This window comes from Candidatus Zixiibacteriota bacterium, assembly GCA_040752595.1.
Lineage (GTDB): Bacteria > Zixibacteria > MSB-5A5 > WJJR01 > WJJR01 > JACQFV01.
Genome location: JBFMGX010000028.1, coordinates 43,034 through 63,210 on the forward strand (window position 1 = coordinate 43,034; position 20,177 = coordinate 63,210).

Consider the following 20,177-nt stretch of genomic DNA (forward strand, 5'->3'; position numbering starts at 1 on the left):
CCAAGGCGCGCTCGACGACGCTGATGACGCCGACTACCGCCGCAACTGTTCCAGCAGCCTCAAGTTGTAGAAGTTGAGAAGCGCCTCCCGACGCACCACACCGACCACGATCTTCGAGGTTCCATCGCGCACGACGGGAAGCAATGCGTGGCCGGTGAGGTTGAAGGCCTCCAGGGCCTTCTGAAGATCATCGGCAGGGACCAGCTCCGGAATCTTGTGCCGGGCGACGTCCTCGGCGACGAGGGCCGCACCGACATCGTGTTTCGCCAGCACGCCCCGCATGTCGTGGAGGGACACGAGCCCCCGCAATTCCCCGCCACTACCTTCCACAACAAAGTGCGTTTCGTGTGACTCCTCGACCACGGCGAGCACATTGTCGAGCGGCGCCTGGGAGGGAAATCGTGTATAGTGGTCGTCCAGGACATCAGCGACGTGGAACCTCTGCAGGATGTTCAGGTCGCGGCCACCGCGAATGTCGATGCCGCGTTTCACCAACTTCATCGTATAGATCGATTCGCTGGAGACGCTCCTGGCCACCACCGTCGAGATGGCCACCGTGATCATCAGCGGCAGGACAATGTGGTAATCGCCCGTCATCTCAAAGACGATCACCAAGGCAGTGATCGGGGCGTGGGTCGCGGCGGCAATGACGCCGGCCATCCCGACGAGCGCATAGGCGCCTGGGTTGGCGGTCACCTCCGGAAAGACCGCATGCGCCAGATATCCGAACGCCCCGCCAGCCATGGCGCCCATGAATAACGAGGGTGCGAAGATACCGCCCGAACTGCCCGATCCCAAGGTCAGGGATGTGGCCACGATCTTGAGAAAGACGAGCGGCACCAGAATCCCCAACGCCAGGTAGTTGTGTAGGGCCAGCCGCACCGATTCATATCCGTCCGCCAGCAATTGCGGGTACATCAGAGCCAGAAGACCCAACAGCAGGCCGCCGAGCACGGGCTTGAGAACGTTCGGAATCCGGAGCCGCTCGAAGCCATCCTCCATCACGTCCAGAGTCTTCGTGAACAAGACGGCGACCAGGCCGAGCCCGACGGACATGACCGCGTAGAACAGCACCTCCCACGCCGACGCCAACTCGTAGCCGGGGACCGCAAAAGCAGGATGATTGCCCAGGATGCTGCGCGTGAGAACGGAGGCCAGGACCGACGACACGAGTACCGGCGAGAACGTCCCGATCGCAAAGTCCCCCAGGATGACCTCCAGGGAGAAGAGAACGCCTGCAATGGGGGCGTTGAACACCGCTGAAATCCCTGCGGCGGCGCCGCACCCTACGAGGATCTTGATCCGCTCGCCAGAGAACCCCAGGAATTGGCCGACCGTCGACCCGAGCGCCGATCCAATCTGCACAATGGGTCCCTCTCGCCCCGCCGACCCGCCGGAGCCAATGCAGGCGGCGGAGGCGACCGCTTTGGCAAGTGCTACGCGCGGCCGGATGACACCCCCCAGACGTGCCACCGCGTTCATCACCTCCGGCACGCCGTGCCCTCGGGCCTCCCTGGCATAGAGGAAGACGATCGGACCGACGATCAGCCCGCCGATCGCGGGAATGACTGCCGTCCAGTAATGGAATCCGCCGGCGCCGAGCGACTGAGAGAGAAAGCGGTCTGTCATGCCGAAGAACAACCGGTTGAAATACCGGATGAGCGCCGTGAAGCCGATGGCACCAAGCCCGGTGGTGATGCCGACCAACGAGGCGATCAGCAGGAGCGCGTTGGTCCCGCGCACATGCAATCGCTCCAACGATTGGATGATGAATCGGCCCAGCTTTATGGCAGGCCTCCTTTGTGTCCGGCAGCCCTGCTTACCGTCACCGGTCGCACTCCGTGTGCGCGCATCACGGCGTAGGTGCCGGCCATCGTCTCCACGGCAGTTCTTCCTTCGGGAAACTCCTAGACCGTGGTGGAGATCTCCAACGGCGGCGGATGCAGTTCCTCGAACTCCGGTGGTTGCGCCCTCATGACCAGACCCGGCATCAGAGTGTTCGCGAGGGTATACACGATCAGACCACCCACGAGAAAGGTCGGATACCCGCCCTCCATGCGCAAGACCTCAGCGATCACCAGAGTGAACACAAGGGTGGGCAGCATGGGGATGGCCACACGCATCGTTTCGCGCAGTTTCTCGCGGACGACGACGCGCCGGTGAATGGCGACGAGACCAAGGCGGAGTGGGAGAAACACGGCGAGCAGGACAAGACCTGCGACAACCTGCGCCATCCCCAGCTCGTCCGCGCGCAGAAGCAAACCCGCATGAAAGAAGTAGAAGGGGACGAAGATGGAGCCGAACGCCTCCACGGCGTGCAACATCTTCTCAGAACTCATCGCGGGGAGTTGCTCGCGCAGATGTTGAGCGGCGATGCCGACCGCAAATGCACCCACCAGATAGTAGACGCCCAAGGCACGAGTGATCATCGCGCAGACAATGGCCATGATGATGAGAAACGCGAACTCCGATTTCGGCGCATATGGCACCACGATTCGTGCGAACAAACGAAAGGCCGGCGGCAACAGGACAATCATCGCCACCAGAATGCCCGTGGAGATTGCCAATCGGGAAAGAGACGCCGACTGCAACGCCACAAACAGGACGACGAGCGCCACCAGCTCCGTGGCCACCGACTTGGAGCGAATCCAGAATTGCTCTGACGGCGACAGGCCAAACCCCCGAATCGAATCGAGGATGAATCCTGTGGACGGAGTCAGGACCGCCAACGCAATCAGCATCCCGACGCGAAGGTCGACATCCAGCGCCCACATGAGTGCGGGCGACACCAGGGCGAACGCCGCCACGCGAATAAGCACATGCTGCAGAATCACGCGGCGTTCGCGCCGCAGAGCCGCGAACTCGACGTCCATCCCGGCGAACAGGAAGAGGGAAACGATGCCCAGTGTTGCCAACAGCTCGACCGTCTGATCGGCTCGGAACAAACCGAAGCCCATTCCGGCCACCGCACCGATGGCGAGGCTCGTGATCGCCGTGGGAATCCGCAGGTGCTGAAGCAGGCGGGGAATGACGAAGAGCGAAAAGAGCAGAAGGACGTAGTAAACGTCTTTGCCCAGCGCTTCGGTGCCCATGGATGGAGCGCTCCGGTCCGACTACCGCTTCCGCGCCGACTGTCGGCGCGCACGCAGGACAATGACCTTCTTCCGGCGTCGCTGCGTCTGGATCTTCTGAACCACGTCGTCGACCGCCGTCCGCAGCTTCTTGGATCGGGACGAAGCCCGATAGAAGCCACTCCGCGCATGCAAGCGACATGAGACTCGGATTTCGAACCGCTCGAACGCAAGGTCCCATTGAGCGCTCAACATATGGCGAAAGTGGGCTTCCAGATGATCGGTTGCCGTCCGGATCAGAAACCGCACGGACGGTGTCAACTTCACGTCTTTGCCGAATACCAGCAGTTCCATTGCGGCACCCTCCAGTTTCCTCTGTCTCACAAGGTAGCGATCTGGCGGGGAGGCGGCAAGGAATCCCGTGCGACCCTCGCGGCACCGTCGTCACGAGTCGTCGCAACCATGGCCCCCGCAACGCGTCGAGCGACGCGACGGCAACAAACTCTTGTCTGGGTCACCGGGACGGGCTACCATAGTCTCGTCGCAGATCATCCAGTGCCCCGATGAGAAGTCCCGGCCCCATGACCGACGATTCGCCTGCGCCTAAGACGGCCGATGCCAGGAAGCGTCTCGCGATCCTCGCGCTCGCCGCACTGGGAGTCGTCTATGGCGACATCGGCACCAGCCCGCTCTACGCCATGCGCGAGTGCTTCCATGGTGACTTCGAAGTGCCGCTCACGCGGGCGAATGTCCTGGGCATCCTTTCGCTCATGGTCTGGGCGTTGATCCTGATCGTGGCGATCAAGTACCTGACGTTTATCCTCCGGGCGGACAATCGTGGTGAGGGCGGAGTCATCGCTCTCACCGCCCTGGTGAGAAGAGCCCTTGGTGGCGAGCGGGGATGGCGCTGGCCGGTCATCGCCGCCGGCGTGTTTGCCGCCTCACTCCTCTATGGCGACGGGATGATCACACCGGCGATTTCCGTGTTGAGCGCCGTTGAAGGCTTGCGCGTCGTTACGCCGGTGTTCGATCCCTATATTGTCCCGTTGACGGTCGGAATCCTCCTGGCGTTGTTCATGGTCCAGTCACACGGCACACAGCGCGTCGGGGTCTTCTTCGGCCCGATCACCCTGACGTGGTTCTGTGTTATCATGCTTCTGGGTCTGCCGAGCATCGTCCAACGCCCGGAAGTGTTGATGGCATTCAGCCCGATATATGGATTCGAATTCCTACGGGCGAGCGGAAAGGTCGGCTTCCTGGCCCTGGGCGCGGTCTTTCTGGTGGTCACTGGGGCCGAGACTCTGTACGCCGATCTGGGGCACTTCGGGCGTCGACCGATTCGGCTGGCGTGGTTCACCGTGGCCATGCCCGCGCTCCTCTGCAACTACATGGGGCAGGGCGCCGCACTGCTGGGCGATCCGACAGCCGCTGCCAATCCGTTCTATGCACTGGCGCCTCGCTGGGCATTGATGCCGTTGGTTGTCCTCGCGACCGTCGCGACGATCATCGCGTCGCAGGCGGTCATCACGGGGGCGTTTTCACTGACCCGTCAGGCGATCCAGATGGGCTACTTGCCCCGCCTCAGGATCATTCACACGTCGGCCGCGCAGATCGGCCAGGTGTACGTTCCACAGGTGAATTGGATTCTGATGATCTGCACAGTCGCTCTGGTCTTGGGATTCGGATCCTCGAGCCGACTGGCGGCGGCATACGGTGTTGCCGTCACGACGACAATGCTGATTGCGACGATTCTCTACGCGGTGGTCGCGCGACTTGATCGACGGTGGCGGTGGCCCGCCGTGTTGTCGTTCGCGCTGGTCTTCATCGCCGTGGACTTGAGCTTCTTCGGTGCCAACATCAGCAAGATCGCCCACGGTGCGTGGATTCCGCTCGCGATTGCCGCCGCCGCTTTCACGCTCATGAGCACGTGGCGGAAGGGACGCGCCATCCTGACGGCGAAGCTCTATGCCGGCAGCCCCACTCTTGAGACCTTTCTGGATGACCTGCACCAATCGCCCCCACTCCGAATCCCGGGGAAGGCGATCTTCATGGCAGGACGCCGCGATGTCGTGCCGCCCGCCCTGGTCCACAACCTGCGGCACAACCGCGTCCTCCATCAGGAGGTCGCGATCATGAACATCCGCACGGAAGATGTTCCGTCCGTGCCCAGTGAGGAGAGGGTCACCGTGGAGGAGCTCGGTGATGGATTCTGGCGCATCGTAGCACGATATGGGTTCATGGAGACGCCCGATGTCTGTGAGGTGCTCGACCTGGCACGAAAGCAGGGGTTGGAGTTTGAACCGTGGAAAGTCAGCTTCTTCTTGGGTCGCGAGCGTGTCCGGTCCCAACCGTGGCCGCTGATGTCCCTGTGGCGGAAGTACATCTTCTCGTTCCTCTTGCGCAACGCCCAAGGTGCGACGACGTATTTCAATATCCCCCCGGAGCGGGTCATCGAGATCGGGGAGCACGTGAGCATGTGACCCATGGTGCCCCGTGGAGGGACATCAATTAGACCACAGTGGGTCCATTGTGTTCACATTCGAAGCGGGGCGCTGTCCGACTTGCATTCGCCAGGTCGCGTACGATCAAGAAGAACAGCGCACAGTGGCTCGCATTCACTATCTTGAGTACCCAATCTGTCCCACGGGGGATGACGAACCGTGGTCACCAGAAAACGAATGGAGAACGACATGATTCCCGAACTGGAAGGCCTCGCACCGATTTTTCGTACCGCGCACCAGTTGTTCCATCGCGCCCTCGACGGGATCACGGAGTCACGGGCACGCGAACGGCGCGACGGCGCCAACCCAATCTTATGGATAGCCGGACATGTGGTCGCTATCAGGGCCGGATTCCTGAAGTTCCTCGGCGTACCCATCGACATTCCGTGGGCGAAGTACTTCCCGCGCGGCGGTCAGGTCAAGGACGAAGCATCATGGCCGTCTTTGAACCAAGTGCGCGCGAAATGGGATGAGGTCCAGGCCGCGTTCATGTCGCGGCTCGAACGACTGACCTCGGAACAGATTAGAGCGACGACCGAGGGTCCCAGTCTCGATGATTCTGTGCTCGGTACGCTCAGTCTGGCCGCGCTCCACGACACGTACCATGTCGGTCAACTCGCCGCCGCCCGACGGCGGTATGGACTCGATCGTATCGTGGGATAGAGTTTCCACGTTCTTCCCCATCCCCGTCCGTCAGTTCGCCGATTTCGCATCGAGTGTGTCCGACTTCCAACGCGGAACGGCGAATTGTTTCGGACGCAAGCGCACCACGTCGCGCAGCCAGTCCTGGGGGTAACCGACCTCCTGAGGACGGCCGCTGGAGTCTTTCACATATCCGTCATTGTACTTGCAGATGAGGAATTCTCCCAATTCCCGGTAGCGTCGGACGACCTCCTCGGCATGGCTCACCGAGTAGTCGGTGAGGTACTGCTGAAGAAGCAGAGCGTCCTGCCGGCGAAGTCCCAATGCCGTTTCCTCGATCACCGGCTGCATCGCCAGAAACTGGTTCTCCAGCTCATCGCGGACCTTGATGATGTCGTCCTTCATGTAAGAGTACTTCAGGTTGGCGTAGTTCGCGACGAAATTGAACACCCACCACGCCGACTCCCAGGAGAATTGGCGCAAACTCCCGGTCGTGAATGACGACGGCACCGCGGTGATCCCGCAGTAGAGCGGCAACCAGACGCTGAAATAGGTGTCATCCACCCCGTACCAGTAGACTCCTCCAATCGGATTCGGCAACCAATCACGCGACTGCGAGATGAACGAGAATCCGGTCTGCGGCGTGGAGATCGCCCGCTCCCAACCGTACAAGGTGCTGTCGACTTCCCAAGTCATGGGACGGCAATGATTGGGACTGCCGAACGGCCCCGCGTCTACACCTTTGGTCATGTCGTACGGCGTCCCCTCGTAGTGGTCGCGCATGATGCTCATCACATCGGCCATCGAGAGCTTCTTGTCGGGTTTGATCCAGAGCGGGTATGGCTTGGCGCCTTCGACGCCACGGTGGACGTCGGGGGAGAACTCCTGGGAGGGAGCACAACGACAAAAGACGCTCCACACGCGCGTGTCGCAGTAACGGAGATCCTGCGGACCTGCCGGGCAGTACGCCTCGCAGAACCGGAACGGTTTGCCCGACTTCGGGTCATAGTATCCCTTCTTGACTGCGAATGAGACGACATTGGGCGAGTGCAGACAATTCGCTGGATCATCCATCGGGAACTCGCCGATGCGCGCCCTGTTGGCGTGCGCACAGACATATCCGTCGGGGACCCGCAGCGCGACCCACACCGCCCCCTTACCACCTGGACCGGTGCCAGCGATCTCCATGTACCACACCTCATGCGGATCGCCGATGGAGAACGACTCGCCTTCGTCGCCATAGCCATACTCGGCCACCAGTTCGCCGATCACGGTCACAACCTCGCGCGCCGTCTTCGCCCGCTGCAGTGACAGGCGCATCAGGTCCCAGTATGGCAGGATTCCCAACGAGTCCTCGAGTTCTTTGCGGCCGCCGAATGTCGTTTCGCCGAATGCCACCTGGTATTCGTTCATCAGTCCCAGCACGGCATACGTGTGCGGAACCTGTGCGACCTTGCCGCGCAATCTTCCACCCCAGCGCCGGATCTCGATGGAATCGCCTGGTCGGTGATCGGCGGCAGGGTCAAAGTTCAAGCGCGGGTGGAATTCCCCATCGCAGGTGTAAGTGACCGTCACCGAGCTGTCGATCGATGCGCCCCGCGTGACCATGAAGTTCGTACAGGCCAGGCCCTGATGTGAGTTGAGAACGAAAACCGCGCACACAAGAGCAAGGCCCAGATTCAAGACGTGTGGAAAACGCATGAGTCCTCCTTCCGACATGCCGGGAATCTAACTCACCACCCGGCGGGGAGGTCAAGTACGCGATTTGCCTTGACCAGATGCGGCGCGGTTGCGCCGAGCCGACACCAACAAATCAGCGCTGCGGCAGCGCGAGCAGTTTCCGCCGGGTATACGGGATCAGCCCGCCGGCGTCGATGATCGCCTGGCGTGCCGGCGGCAAGGGAACCATGGCGAACTCCCGGCCGCTGGTCTTGTTCCGCACCTTGCCGGGCGCGAAGTCAAGCTCATCGCCTTCATTCGCCTCAATGGTCGGACAAATGATCACGTTCAGGCCGAGATTGATGGCGTTCTGCATGAAGATGCGGGCAATGCTCCGGGCCACGACAATCAGATCATGACCGCGAATCGTGCTGGCTGCCTGCTCACGGCTGGAGCCGCAGCCGAAGTTCTCATCGGCGACGATGACGCTGCCGGGGGGAATCGCCTTCGCCTTGAGCTTGTTGTTGAACTCGGTGCGATCAAAGAAACAGAACAGCGGCGTTTCCGTAGGCAGGACCGTGGCCATAAACCTGCCGGGGTAGATATCGTCGGTGCTGATGTCCCTGCCGAGTTTCAGAACGACCTTGCCCATGTCAACGTCCCTCCCTGCGCGGATCAGTGATCACACCGGTGATGGCACTGGCCGCCGCGACCGCCGGACTGCATAAGTAGACTTCGGATTTCGGATTGCCCATTCGGCCCTTGAAATTCCGATTGGTGGTGGCGAGAGCGACCTCATCATCACCGAGAGCACCCTGGTGGACACCGAGACAGGGGCCACACCCGGGATTCATCACCACGGCGCCGGCTTTCATGAATTCCTGTATGTAACCGGCCTCCAAGGCCCGGGTGAAGATGCGGCCCGACGCCGGGAAGACCAACATACGCGTGCCCGCTGCCACCTTGCGACCCTTGAGGATGCGGGCGGCGATTTCGAGATCATCCAGACGCCCGTTCGTGCAACTGCCGATCACGATCTGCTGCACTGCTTTCCCCGCGACTTCGCCCACCGGCTTCACGTTGTCCACCGTGTGCGGGCAGGCGATCTGAGGCGCGAGCTTCGATACGTCGATCTCAACGACTTTCTCATAGACGGCGTCGGCGTCCGGGAGGATCCGCTCGATTGGTCCGGTGACTCCGGCCTCGGTACGCAGGTAACGTTCGGTTTCATCATCGGCGGGAACGATCCCGCTGGTGGCACCCGCCTCGACGCTCATGTTGCAGATGACAAGTCGGCTGCTCGTCGACATCGCCATGATGGTCTCGCCATGGAACTCGAGGACGCGGAAGTTCGCCCCCTGCGCCGTCAACCTGCCGATGAGATGGAGAATCAGATCCTTCGGTCCCACGTATTCGGGGAACTCCCCGTTCACGACAACCTTGATCGTCGGCGGCACCTCGATGTTGAGCGCGACCCCAAGAGCCCAAACCGAGGCCATCTCGGTGGCGCCGATGCCGAAGGCGAAGGCGCCGAGGGCGCCATGGCTGGTGGTGTGACTGTCGGTGCCGACGATCACCTGGCCCGGTCGGACGTAACCGTTTTCCGGCAAGACCTGGTGGCAGATGCCGCCGCGGTCGCCGCGGATGTCGTGGAATTTCCCGACGCCGTGCAGCGTCACGAAGCCACGGATGAGCTTCTGGTTGGTGGCGGTCTTGGGCCCTTCGGCCGGCACCCGGTGATCGAAGATGATGGCGATCCGGGTGGAATCCCAGGGCTTCGGTTCACGTCCCGTGCCCTGATAGATTTCCTTGAATTGGTTCACGACCAGCGCCGCGTTCTCGTGCGACATCGCGAGGTCGACACGCGGCTCAACAACATCCATGGCATTGACGGCATCCACTCCCGCCGCCTTGGCCAGTATCTTCTCGACGACTGTCATTCCCATTGGTGCTCCTTGTGGATCATGCTGTCGCAAGCTCTTGAATAACACCAACCCCTGTCATTCCGAACGAGTCCCCATTCTTGAACGGGGACGAAGTGAGGAACCTGCTGTGTCGGGTGACGACGGGAAACAGCAGATCATTCGCTCCGCTCAGGATGACAATGATGGAGGATCCGATTCCTCGCATAGTACGCGGCGGCGTGTTAGATCACTGCCTTCTTCTTCAGATCGGCGAGCTCGGCCTCGCCGTATCCGAGGCGCCCGAAGATCTCGGTGTTGTGTTCCCCGAGAGCAGGCGGCGGTGACGTGACCGATCCCGGGGTACGGTCGAACATGGCGGTGAGGCCGAACACCTCGATATCGCCGACGTTCGGGACATGCACTTTCTGCAAGACGCCGCGGTGCGCAATCTGACTCTGGCGCACCGCCTGCTTCAAGCTCAGGATCTCGCCACTCGGCACATCCTGAGCGTTGAGCGCTTCGACCCAGTGCGACGTCGGCTTCTGGGTCAGCCGCGCTTCGAGCAGAGGCGTGAGTGCCTTGCGGTTCTTCTTGCGCGTGTCGCGCTCCTGGAAACGCGGATCGGTCTTCAACTCCGGCAGCGCCAGAACGTCACAGACCGCTTCCCACTGCTCCTGCTTGTTGGCCGCGATGTTGATGTGGCCGTCGAGCGTCTTGAACGTGCCACTCGGCGCGGCGGTGAAGTTGTCGTTGCCCATGACCGGCGGTTCCTGCCCGCCGATCAGGAGATTGGCGACCACCCACCCCATGAGCGGCATGATCGAGTCGAGCAACGCCACGTCGATGAACTGCCCATCGCCGGTGCGCTGCCGATGAAAGAGCGCCGCCATCACCGCAAAGGCGGCATTCAGCCCGCCCACCGTGTCACACACGGGGAAACCGGCGCGCAACGGTGTCAACCGCTCATCGCCGTTGATCGCCATCTCCCCGGAAAGTCCCTGGATGATCTGATCGTACGCCGGTTTGTCGGCGTCGGGGCCGGTCTGGCCGAAGCCGGAGATGGCGCAGTAGATCAGCTTCGGGTTGATCTCGCGCAGGACGGTGTAGCCGATCCCGAGGCGATCCATGACGCCGGGCCGGAAGTTCTCGATCACGACATCGGCATCCCGGACCAGCCGTTTGAAGATCTCCTTCCCCTCCTGGCTCTTGGTGTTGAGCGTCACCGACTTCTTGTTGCAGTTTTGTGCCAGGAAACTTGTTCCCATCAGTCGCTTGTTGTAGTCCGGCACGATCCCGAGTTTACGGGCCAAGTCACCATCCTTGGGATTTTCGATCTTGATGACCTCGGCGCCGAGAAGCGCCAGATGGAGAGAGGCGAACGGACCCGACAGCACATTGGTGAGGTCCAGAACCTGAATGCCATCGAGAATGCGCGACGTCTTGGTCATTGGTGCACCTGCCTGTCAGTAGGACAACGGTCCCGTCTTGTAGACCCGCCCCGGCATCTCCCGGCCGAAGTGATGGGCCACATCCCGCGCGATGGCGATGAGCGCATCGAGATCGATTTCCCGGCGAAGACCAAGGCGTCGGAGCGCATGAACAAAATCCTCCGTGGCAACGTTGCCGGCCGCGACCTTGGTGAATGGACAGCCACCCAAGCCGGCGAAGGAAGTCTCGAAGCTGGTGACTCCCGATTCCATGGCGGCAAAGATGTTGGCCATCCCGAGCCCATACGTGTCATGGAAGTGGCACGTGGTGGCGATCTCCGGCGCCAGATCCCGGATACTCCCGAACAGCCGCCGCACTTGCGCCGGATGCGCATGGCCGGCGGTGTCGGCGAGACTGATGCTCATCAGTCCGGCCTCGATGTAGGACCGGACGATCCCGAGGACCCGCTCCTCGGAAATCGGCCCTTCAAAGCCGCAACCGAAGGCGCTTTGTACCGAGACCTGGACTTTCTTGCCCGCGGCGGCCGCCTCCTTGGCGATGGCGATGATGCGACGCTGCGCCTCCTCCGTGCCCATTCCCGTGTTCTTCCGGCTGTGGGTGTCGGAGGCCGACACTCCGAGACAGAACATCTCGACACCGCAGTTCAGCCCCCGCTCCAGCCCCTTCTCGTTGAGCACAAGCCCCGAGAAAACCGTCCTGCGTTTCGGGTCAGCACTGAGGGCGCGGAACAACGCGTCGGTATCGGCCATCTGCGGGACTTTCTCGGCGTGCACGAATGAGCCGACCTGAACGATGTCGACACCCGCGGCGGCCAGCGATCGGATCCACGCGAGCTTCTTCTCGGTTGGGACGGTCTGTTTCTCGAATTGCAGGCCGTCGCGTGGTCCAACTTCATGGATGATGATTTCGGGCATGGTTTATCCCCACGAGCGAACCAACCTGTCGCGGCAAGAGGCGACAGCAGTCATTCCGAGGCCTGCTGTTCTTTGGCGGGGCGAGGAATCTGCTTTCCTCTCACAAAGGAAGCAGCAGACCCCTCGTCCGCCATGGGCGGACTCGGGATGACATGCGGAAGCCGGCAATAAGATGGACTGGTTCACAGACAACCCATCAGAGCTTCCGGGCGATCGCCTCGCCCATCTCGAGAGTTGTGGCGCTGCCACCCATGTCGTAGGTCCTTACCTTCCCCTCGGCGATGACTTGGGCGGTGGCCTTTTCGAGCCGGTCGGCCTTCTCTTTTTCACCCAGCCAATCCAGCATCATCTTGCCGGCGAGGATCGTAGCGATCGGATTGACCTTGTACTGGCCGGTGTACTTGGGGGCGCTCCCATGGGTCGGCTCGAACACGGCGAGCTTCTCGCCGATGTTGCCGGAGCACCCGAATCCCAGACCGCCGACCATCTGCGCCGCGAGGTCGCTGACAATGTCGCCGAACATGTTGGTGGCAACCAGAACACCGTAATTCATCGGATTCTTGAGCAACCACATACAGATCGCGTCGACGTTGGCGTCATCCATCCGAATCCCAGGGTACTCCCTGGCGATGCGCCGTCCGGTCTCCAGGAACATCCCCTCGGTCGCGCGCACGACATTGGCTTTGTGGATGACGGTCACTTTCGGGTAGCGGAACTTCTGGGCATACTCGAAGGCAGCACGGATGATCCGCTCACACCCATTCCTTGTGTTGATCTTGCAGGTGATGGCGTAGTCGCTCCCCGGCAGCTTGGTGAAAGGCGCGAATGGCTTGCTGAGCTTGTTGAGGACGGCCGTCAACTCGTCCGGAACCGGGCTGAATTCCACGCCGGAGTAGAGATCCTCGGTATTCTCGCGGAACACGACGAGATCGATCCCTTCTTTATAGTTGAGCGGATTGCCCGGATACGCGCGGCAGGGACGCAGACAGGTATAGAGATCGAACATCTGGCGCATGCGAACGATCGGGCTGCGGTACACCAGGCCCCTTCCCTGCAGCTCGGGAACGAGTTCACGCTCTGCGTCCTTCACCGGCTTGGAGGTGATGGCGCCGAACATGGCAGCGTCACAGTTCTTGAGAAGCGCGATGGTCCGTTCGGGAAACGCATCCCCCTCCTTACACCAGAACTCCCATCCGATGTCGCCGTGCGTGTAGGCGGCGTCGAACTTGAGCGCATCGAGGCAGATCTTGGTTGCCTCCATGACTTCAACCCCGACGCCGTCTCCGGGCAGCCAGGCGATCCTGCATTTGCTCATGCGACCTCCGTCCTCTTCGGACCTCGCTTCAGACCCAGGGACTGGCTATTCCTGACCCCGCCTAATCGCCATTGCATGCCGATTGGGAATGAATCGGCCGAATGCTCACTTGTGATACGTGTCACAATATGGCCTATTTCCCGTTGCATGACCGAACATTATACCCTATCTTGAGCTTGGCGGCAAACGGTGTTTTCTCATGTCGTCATTCCAAAAAGTCATGACTATGCGGCGTGTTCTTCCATCACTCTCATCGCTCCAGTGCTTCGACGCTGCCGTTCGACATATGAGCTTCACCAAAGCGGCGCGCGAGCTCAGTATCACCCAAAGCGCCGTAAGTCGCCGCATCCGGCAGCTTGAGGACTACGTCGGGCAACCGCTGTTTCGCCGCCAAAAACAGCAACTGGTCCTGACCGAGCCGGGAGAGGTCTACTTCCTCTCCGTTCGTGACCTTCTCGACCGTGCCGAGGCGGCGACCTTGCAGTTGATGGCGTACGGTACCGGAGGAGGCCTCCTGACCATCGCATTGTTGCCGACCTTCGGGGCCCGGTGGCTCATTCCACGGCTCGGCGACTTCACGGCCCGCCATCCTGATATTCAACTGAACTTCGTGACAAAGACCAGGCCGTTCGAGTTTGCCGGCAGCGACATCGACGTCGCCATCCACTTCGGGAGCGATCTCTGGCCGGGTGCGGTCTGCCATCGACTGATGGGCGAAGTTGTCGTCCCGGTGGCGGCGCCGTCGCTGCTGGCCGGACGTTGTCCACTCACGCGTCCCGCGGAGGTCGGTCGATTCACGCTTCTGCAGCATGTCACCCGCCCACAGGCCTGGCAGGAATGGCTGCGCGCGTGTCACGTGGAGGACTTGGATGGCCGCGTCGGACCCAGTTTCGAGGAATTCCACATGGTGATCCAAGCCGCGATCGCCGGACTCGGTCTCGCTGTCCTCCCCCGGTTCCTGATTCAGGAGGAGCTTACCAGCGGCCGACTAATCGTCGCCATCGACCGTCCCGTGGCCAGCGAATCGGCGTACTACCTCGTTTGTCCCCAGCGCAAGACCGATCTCCCCCAGGTCGCCGCTTTCCGCGACTGGATGTTGGCGCAGTGTGCGGCGCAAGAGGCGGAATGATCCTGTCCCACTCCGCGCTCGACTCTCTGCCACCACGTCCAGTGACGACGTCCCGTTCTGCTTGTTGACACCGGCCAGGCGCTGGCATATACTGGCGTCAGTTGCGAAGGGGAATCGGGAGCAGCGCTTCCGATCGTACATCAGCAGTAAGACGGAACGCAAACCTCTGCGAAGGAGTCAAGGTATGCGACGGATGCTCTGTGCCATCCCCGTAGCGGCAAGTCTATGCCTGGTGCGAACCGCTTTAGCCGCCAATGCGGTGTATGTCGAGTCCAAGACAGTTGTCGCTGGAGCTCTCGGCGTCGACGTGGGAATCTACCTGTCGAACATCCCTCCTCTTGCCATCATGCACTTGCCCTTCGAAATCCGCGCCGTCACTCCGGGGTCGTTCATCGCCGACACGATCTCCTTGACCGGAACGGGGCGTCTGACCGGGTACTTCGGCGATGCCGGGACCACCCTGTATTACGCCCAACCGGACGACTCGCTGGGTTGTTGGGTCGTGACAGAGCCCCCTGACTTTGCCAGCCCCGACATGGTCCGCTACTACTCGGGCGGAGGGATGTTCCAACGGGATCGGTGCCTGCCGTCCGGAAGCGACGGCCTCCCGCCCACCGGGACCCCATCACTCGTCCTGCACTTCAATGTGACCGACGTCCCCGGGACCTTCGAAATCGACTCAACGTGCGTATGGCACGATGGCCCCGAGTTCGTTGATTGCATGCTATCGTACATCTTTCCGCCGTCGTTCACGAAGGGCGTGATTACGATCGTCCCCTGTGCGTGTGCCTGTCACGGCGATCCCGAATGTGATGGCCGGCGCGACGTTTTGGATATCCTGGCCATGGTCGGAGAAACGTTCCGGAGATGGACCCCGGTTGAGGACGTCGACTGCGGACGAGGAAGCCGTGCCGACATCAACTGTGACTGCCGCGTGGATGTTGCCGATGTCGTCGGCATGATTGACGTGGTCGTCCGCGGTGAGGACGGTGCTACAGTCATCTGCGACGGCTGCTCTAATCAATGCCCGGGGAGATGATCCCTGAAGCAATCACAGAAGACCGGATATGAGCCAGGCGGCGCACACTCGCTGGCCGCTCATCCGATAGTGACCGGTTCGGTCATCGCCAGAGGCGTTTCGAATTCTTCCATCTCGCGGACGGCGGGCTGCCGTTGTGACTGCGCCACGAGCATGTAGATGGACGGCACGACAAACAGCGTGAACGCCGTGCCGATAATCATCCCGGTCACCAGCATGATGCCGATGCTGTTGCGCGCCCCGGCGCCCGGACCGTGGGCAAAGACGAGGGGCAGGTGCCCGAAGACGGTCGCAGCCGTCGTCATCAAGATCGGGCGTAGCCGGGTTGCCGAGGCCTCGATGACGGCGTCCAGCTTCGTCATTCCGGATTCGCGCAGATGGTTGGCAAACTCAACGATCAAAATGCCGTTCTTGGCCACCAACCCGACGAGCGTGATCAGTCCCACCTGACTGTAGATGTTCAGCGTGGTGAATCCGAGAAACGAGAACAACAGGGAACCGCAGAGCGCCAGCGGCACGGAGCCCGCGAGAATCACGAACGGATCGCGGAAGCTCTCGAATTGGGCCGCGAGGACTAGGAAGATCAGAATGGCAGACAGAACGAATACACCCAGGAACCGGCCGCCCTCGGTGCGAAGCTGCCGTGACTCGCCGGCATAATCGACCGTGAAGCCCTGGGGGAGGATCCGCGCCGCCTCGTTCTCCAGAAAGCGCAGGGCGTCATCCAATGACACGCCGGGGGGAACCACGCCCTGAATCCGGACGGCGTTTAACTGCTGGAAGCGTTTCAGTTCCCGCGGCTCAGTCGTTGTGCGCAAGGTGGCGAACGTCGACAGTGGCACCAACCCGCCGGCGGTTCCGGTGACATAGATGTCCTTCAGTTGGTCCGGGGTCAGGCGCTCGCTGCGTTTGACCTGCGGGATCACCTTGTAGCTGCGGCCCTGGATACTGAAGCGATTGACATAGTTGCCGCCGAGAAACGTGGACAGGTCCTGCCCCGCCTGGCTCATCTCGACGCCGAGCGATCGGACCTTGTCGCGGTTGAAGACAACCTCGGTCTGTGGTTGATCGAATTTCAGATCGGCATCGGCGTACATGAACTTCCCGCTGGCATACGCCGCCTGCACAAGTTGATTGGCGAATGTGACGAGCTGCTCCGGCTCGGCCGTCGAGGCGATGACGAAGTCGACCGGGAAATCCCCACCTCCGGGTAAAGCCGGCGGCACCAGCGAAATCACCCGAATCCCGGGGATCTTGGACAGTGCGGCGGACGCCTCAAGTTGAAGCTGTTGCGTACTCTTGGTTCTTTGCCCCCATGGTTTGGTGACCATCCCGCCGAACCCGCCGGTCGGGAATATCAACTGGAACGTGTTCTTCTTCTCCGGAAACGATTCATAGACGTCCTGGACCTTGGCCGCATAGAGCTTGGTCTGGTCGAGCGTTGAATTCGCCGAAGCCTGGAGGATTCCGAATATGACACTCTGGTCTTCCTGAGGCGCCAACTCACGTTGCGAGAACATGTAGAAGGGAACGATCAACAAGATGACAATGCCCCACAGCACATAGATCACGGGGCGGTACCTCAGCGTGCCCGCCAGCAGTCGCTTGTACGTGTCGCGCACAACCTCGAAGTGCCGGTTGATCATCCCGGCGAACCCACGTTGTGTGTCGCCGGCGCGCAAGAGTCTCGATCCCATCATGGGCGACAACGTCAGCGCCACGACGCCCGAGACGATCACGGCGCCGGCCAGCGTGAAGGCAAACTCGCGGAAGAGCGATCCGGTCAATCCGCCCTGGATCGCGACCGGCGTATAAACGGCGGCCAGCGTGATTGTCATGGCGATGATCGGCCCGATCAACTCGCGTGCGGCATCGAGCGCCGCGCGCATGGGACGGGCGCCCCGACGCAGGTGCCGCTCGATGTTCTCCACCATCACGATGGCGTCGTCGACCACCAGCCCGACCGACAGCACGATCGCCAGCAGCGTGAGCAGGTTGATCGTGAAGCCGGCCAACATCATCAGGAACACGGCGCCGATGAGGGAAATCGGGATCGCCACCAACGGAATAACGACCGCTCGCATCGACCCCAGGAACAAGAAGATGACCACGATGACGATGAGCAGCGTCTCCGCGAGAGTCTTGAGGACCTCATCGATGGCGCTCTCGATGTACTCGGTGGAGTCGTAGGGGATTCCGGCCCTCATTCCGACCGGCAGCTCCGCCTGCAATCGCGGCATGGCCTCCCGAATTGAGCGGATGACATCCAGCGTGTTGGCTCCGGGAAGGACCCAGATGCCCATGAAGATGGCGCCCTGACCGTCGAAACGAACGTCCTGATCATAGTTCTCGGCGCCCAGGACGACGTCGGCAATGTCGCCGAGGCGAACGACAACACCGTTGTCCTTCTTGACGACGAGGCGACGGAATTCCTCCGGGGTCTGGAGGTTGGTGTTGGCGACCAGATTGACGGAGACCAGCGTTCCCTTTGTCCGTCCCAGCGTGGAGAGGTAGTTGTTCTGCGCCAAGGCATCGCGCACCTGCGAGGCGGTGATTCCCATCGCCGCCATCTTGTCCGGTTCCAGCCAGATGCGCATGGCGAACCGGCGTCCGCCGAGAATCTCGGCACGCTGTACCCCGGCGATGGAGCTCAGCTTCGGCTGGACAACGCGCGTCAAGTAGTCGGTGATCTGGTTCTGATCGAGATGATCGGCGGCAAATCCCAGATACATCGCGGCGAACTGATTGTCCGCGGTCTCCAGTTCGATGATCGGAGCTTCGGCCTCGGGCGGCAGCTCGTTGCGCACCTGCGCCACCTTGGCCTGGATTTGCGTGAGGGCGGCGTTGGTCTCGTAATTTAACTTGAGATGCACTGTGATGGTGCTCAGACCCTGAGCGCTCGACGATTCGATGTAGTCGATCCCGTCGGCGCTGGCGATCACCCGCTCCAACGGCGTCGTGATGAATCCGCGGACCAAATCGGCGTTCGCACCGATGTATGCCGTCGTCACCTTGATGACGGCGATGTCGCTGCGCGGATACTGCCGCACGCTCAGCGAGCGGATGGACTGAAGCCCGGCGATGAGGATCACCAGACTCACGACCATCGCCAACACGGGTCGGCGGATGAACAGGTCCGTAAACTTCATCAGCTCTCCTCCGGCCTCGGCGCGGCGTCGTTCGACGGCTGGATCTTGTTGTCCACCAGAACCGCCGTGCCACTGCGCAACTTGAAGACGCCGGAGGTCACAACTTCCTCACCGGCCGCAAGACCGGACAGCACCGCGACCTGATCACCCCGGCCGCCACCGAGCTTGACGAATCGTTGCTGAACGCCAGTGTATGACTGGCCCGAAGGGGATTTCATCTCCGTCACGACAAAAACCGAATTGCCATAGGGGGCGTAGTTGATGGCCGACGCCGGCAGCGTGATCACCTCGGCGCCTTGTCCTACCGAGACCTTCACCTCGACGAACATCCCGGGCCGCAACTGTCGACTGGGATTCTCGAATGTCGCCTGCACCTGGACATTGCGCGTCCCCGCATCCACCACCGAGTTGATGGCGGTGATCTTGCCTTTGGGGTGGGCGATGGCAATGCTGTCGGCGGAGACTTCGACCTCGGCTCCGACTTTCAGGGCGCTCACCGATTGCTGCGGCAGGGCGAAATCCACATAGATCGGATCCATCGATTGCAGGGGGACAATTGGGTCCCCCGCCCGGAGGTACTGACCGAGATTCACCTGCCGGATCCCGAGCTCGCCGGAAAACGGCGCGCGGATCAGTTTCCGGTCGATGGTGGCCTGCAGCTCCGCGACCCGGGCATCGGCCTGTTTCAACTCCGCGGCGATGCGATCGTACTCCGATTGTGCGACCAGATCCTTGTCACGCAATCCGCGGACGCGTTCGAAGTTCAGATTCGCAAGCTCCCGCTGCGCCTCGGCAGCGGCCAATTGCGCGCGCTCCTGGCTGGCCTCCAAATGGACCAGCACCTCGCCCGCATCGATGTGTCGTCCGGATTCGAACTCGATGCTGGAAACGACTCCGGGGAGATCGGCGCTCACCGTCACGCCATGCACGGCTGACACGCTGCCGATCGCGTTCAACGTCGCCGGCCAATCCTCTTCATGGGCGACGATTGTCGTCACCGCCTCGGGCGGCGGTTGCCACGAAGACCCCTGCGCGATCGCGGCGCGAATCTGCAGGAACTTGTATGTCCCGACCGCCGCGATGAACACGAACATCGCAATCAACATGATGGCCATGCGTTTCTTCATCTGGTCTCTCCTTCGCAAATCACAGCATGAATGCCCGTCCCCGCGTTTCAGTCGCTCTCATATGTGCGCGTGCTCTTGTGTCCGGGACGGATCGTCTTCGCGGGTGGATGACACGGTGCGCCTCGACAGACGGGTGCCGGATGATCCTCTTACGGAGGATTGACAGGCCTTACGGATCATAAGGCGCGGTCGTTTCCCATAAACACGAGGAAAATGATCTCGGTTCCCCCGCAGCCGCACGATGTCGGCCCCAAGGAACGATCAAGACGCGACCATCC

The 20,177-nt window shown here is 61.5% G+C and carries 15 protein-coding genes; 4 read left to right on the plus strand and 11 right to left on the minus strand.

Features of this window, described 5'->3' with window-relative positions:
• Nucleotides 1-33: 33 nt before the first annotated feature.
• The 3 genes from AB1792_07780 to AB1792_07790 all read right to left on the minus strand — a co-directional run bounded on the left by AB1792_07780 (nucleotide 34) and on the right by AB1792_07790 (nucleotide 3,425).
• Nucleotides 34-1,743: a chloride channel protein gene (locus AB1792_07780; protein ID MEW5702110.1), complete on the minus strand. Its 1,710-nt coding sequence runs from the start codon at nucleotides 1,741-1,743 to the stop codon at nucleotides 34-36.
• A gap of 164 nt (nucleotides 1,744-1,907) precedes the next feature.
• Nucleotides 1,908-3,092 carry a cation:proton antiporter gene (locus AB1792_07785; GenBank protein ID MEW5702111.1) on the minus strand — a complete coding sequence of 395 codons (1,185 nt, stop codon included), beginning with the start codon at nucleotides 3,090-3,092 and terminating at the stop codon, nucleotides 1,908-1,910.
• 21 nt (nucleotides 3,093-3,113) lie between these two features.
• Nucleotides 3,114-3,425 (minus strand): HPF/RaiA family ribosome-associated protein, encoded by a 312-nt coding sequence (locus tag AB1792_07790; GenBank protein ID MEW5702112.1) that lies wholly within the window; start codon nucleotides 3,423-3,425, stop codon nucleotides 3,114-3,116.
• A 227-nt stretch (nucleotides 3,426-3,652) separates the two neighbouring features.
• Here AB1792_07790 and AB1792_07795 point away from each other — a divergent pair, with 227 nt between their 5' ends.
• Together AB1792_07795 and AB1792_07800 are read left to right on the plus strand one after the other, a co-directional pair.
• Nucleotides 3,653-5,551, plus strand: a complete 1,899-nt coding sequence (locus tag AB1792_07795; GenBank protein ID MEW5702113.1) for a potassium transporter Kup — start codon at nucleotides 3,653-3,655, stop codon at nucleotides 5,549-5,551.
• A gap of 210 nt (nucleotides 5,552-5,761) precedes the next feature.
• Nucleotides 5,762-6,235 (plus strand): DinB family protein, encoded by a 474-nt coding sequence (locus AB1792_07800; protein ID MEW5702114.1) that lies wholly within the window; start codon nucleotides 5,762-5,764, stop codon nucleotides 6,233-6,235.
• 30 nt (nucleotides 6,236-6,265) lie between these two features.
• On the opposite strand, the gene AB1792_07805 is transcribed toward AB1792_07800, so the two are convergent.
• The 6 genes from AB1792_07805 to AB1792_07830 form a co-directional block, all read right to left on the minus strand.
• Complete coding sequence (locus tag AB1792_07805; protein MEW5702115.1) at nucleotides 6,266-7,915, minus strand: C69 family dipeptidase; 1,650 nt, start codon at nucleotides 7,913-7,915, stop codon at nucleotides 6,266-6,268.
• Between the two features lie 112 nt (nucleotides 7,916-8,027).
• The gene (leuD, locus tag AB1792_07810) at nucleotides 8,028-8,525 is read right to left on the minus strand and encodes a 3-isopropylmalate dehydratase small subunit (protein MEW5702116.1); all 498 of its coding nucleotides are present in this window, start codon (nucleotides 8,523-8,525) and stop codon (nucleotides 8,028-8,030) included.
• 1 nt (nucleotide 8,526) lies between these two features.
• Entirely contained in the window at nucleotides 8,527-9,819 is a 1,293-nt protein-coding gene (locus AB1792_07815) for a 3-isopropylmalate dehydratase large subunit (GenBank protein ID MEW5702117.1), read from the minus strand.
• Between the two features lie 200 nt (nucleotides 9,820-10,019).
• Nucleotides 10,020-11,225, minus strand: coding sequence for a CoA transferase (locus AB1792_07820; protein MEW5702118.1), 1,206 nt, complete (start codon nucleotides 11,223-11,225; stop codon nucleotides 10,020-10,022).
• Between the two features lie 15 nt (nucleotides 11,226-11,240).
• Complete coding sequence (locus AB1792_07825; protein ID MEW5702119.1) at nucleotides 11,241-12,140, minus strand: hydroxymethylglutaryl-CoA lyase; 900 nt, start codon at nucleotides 12,138-12,140, stop codon at nucleotides 11,241-11,243.
• Nucleotides 12,141-12,336: 196 nt separating this feature from the next.
• Entirely contained in the window at nucleotides 12,337-13,455 is a 1,119-nt protein-coding gene (locus tag AB1792_07830; GenBank protein MEW5702120.1) for an isocitrate/isopropylmalate dehydrogenase family protein, read from the minus strand.
• Between the two features lie 226 nt (nucleotides 13,456-13,681).
• Between AB1792_07830 and gcvA the strand changes: the two genes are divergently transcribed.
• Nucleotides 13,682-14,584, plus strand: a complete 903-nt coding sequence (gcvA, locus tag AB1792_07835; GenBank protein MEW5702121.1) for a transcriptional regulator GcvA — start codon at nucleotides 13,682-13,684, stop codon at nucleotides 14,582-14,584.
• 184 nt (nucleotides 14,585-14,768) lie between these two features.
• The gene (locus AB1792_07840; GenBank protein MEW5702122.1) at nucleotides 14,769-15,623 is read left to right on the plus strand and encodes a hypothetical protein; all 855 of its coding nucleotides are present in this window, start codon (nucleotides 14,769-14,771) and stop codon (nucleotides 15,621-15,623) included.
• 59 nt (nucleotides 15,624-15,682) lie between these two features.
• On the opposite strand, the gene AB1792_07845 is transcribed toward AB1792_07840, so the two are convergent.
• Nucleotides 15,683-18,772, minus strand: a complete 3,090-nt coding sequence (locus tag AB1792_07845; protein MEW5702123.1) for an efflux RND transporter permease subunit — start codon at nucleotides 18,770-18,772, stop codon at nucleotides 15,683-15,685.
• Nucleotides 18,772-19,899: an efflux RND transporter periplasmic adaptor subunit gene (locus AB1792_07850; protein ID MEW5702124.1), complete on the minus strand. Its 1,128-nt coding sequence runs from the start codon at nucleotides 19,897-19,899 to the stop codon at nucleotides 18,772-18,774. Before AB1792_07850 ends, AB1792_07845 begins: the two co-directional genes overlap by 1 nt.
• Nucleotides 19,900-20,177: the final 278 nt, after the last annotated feature.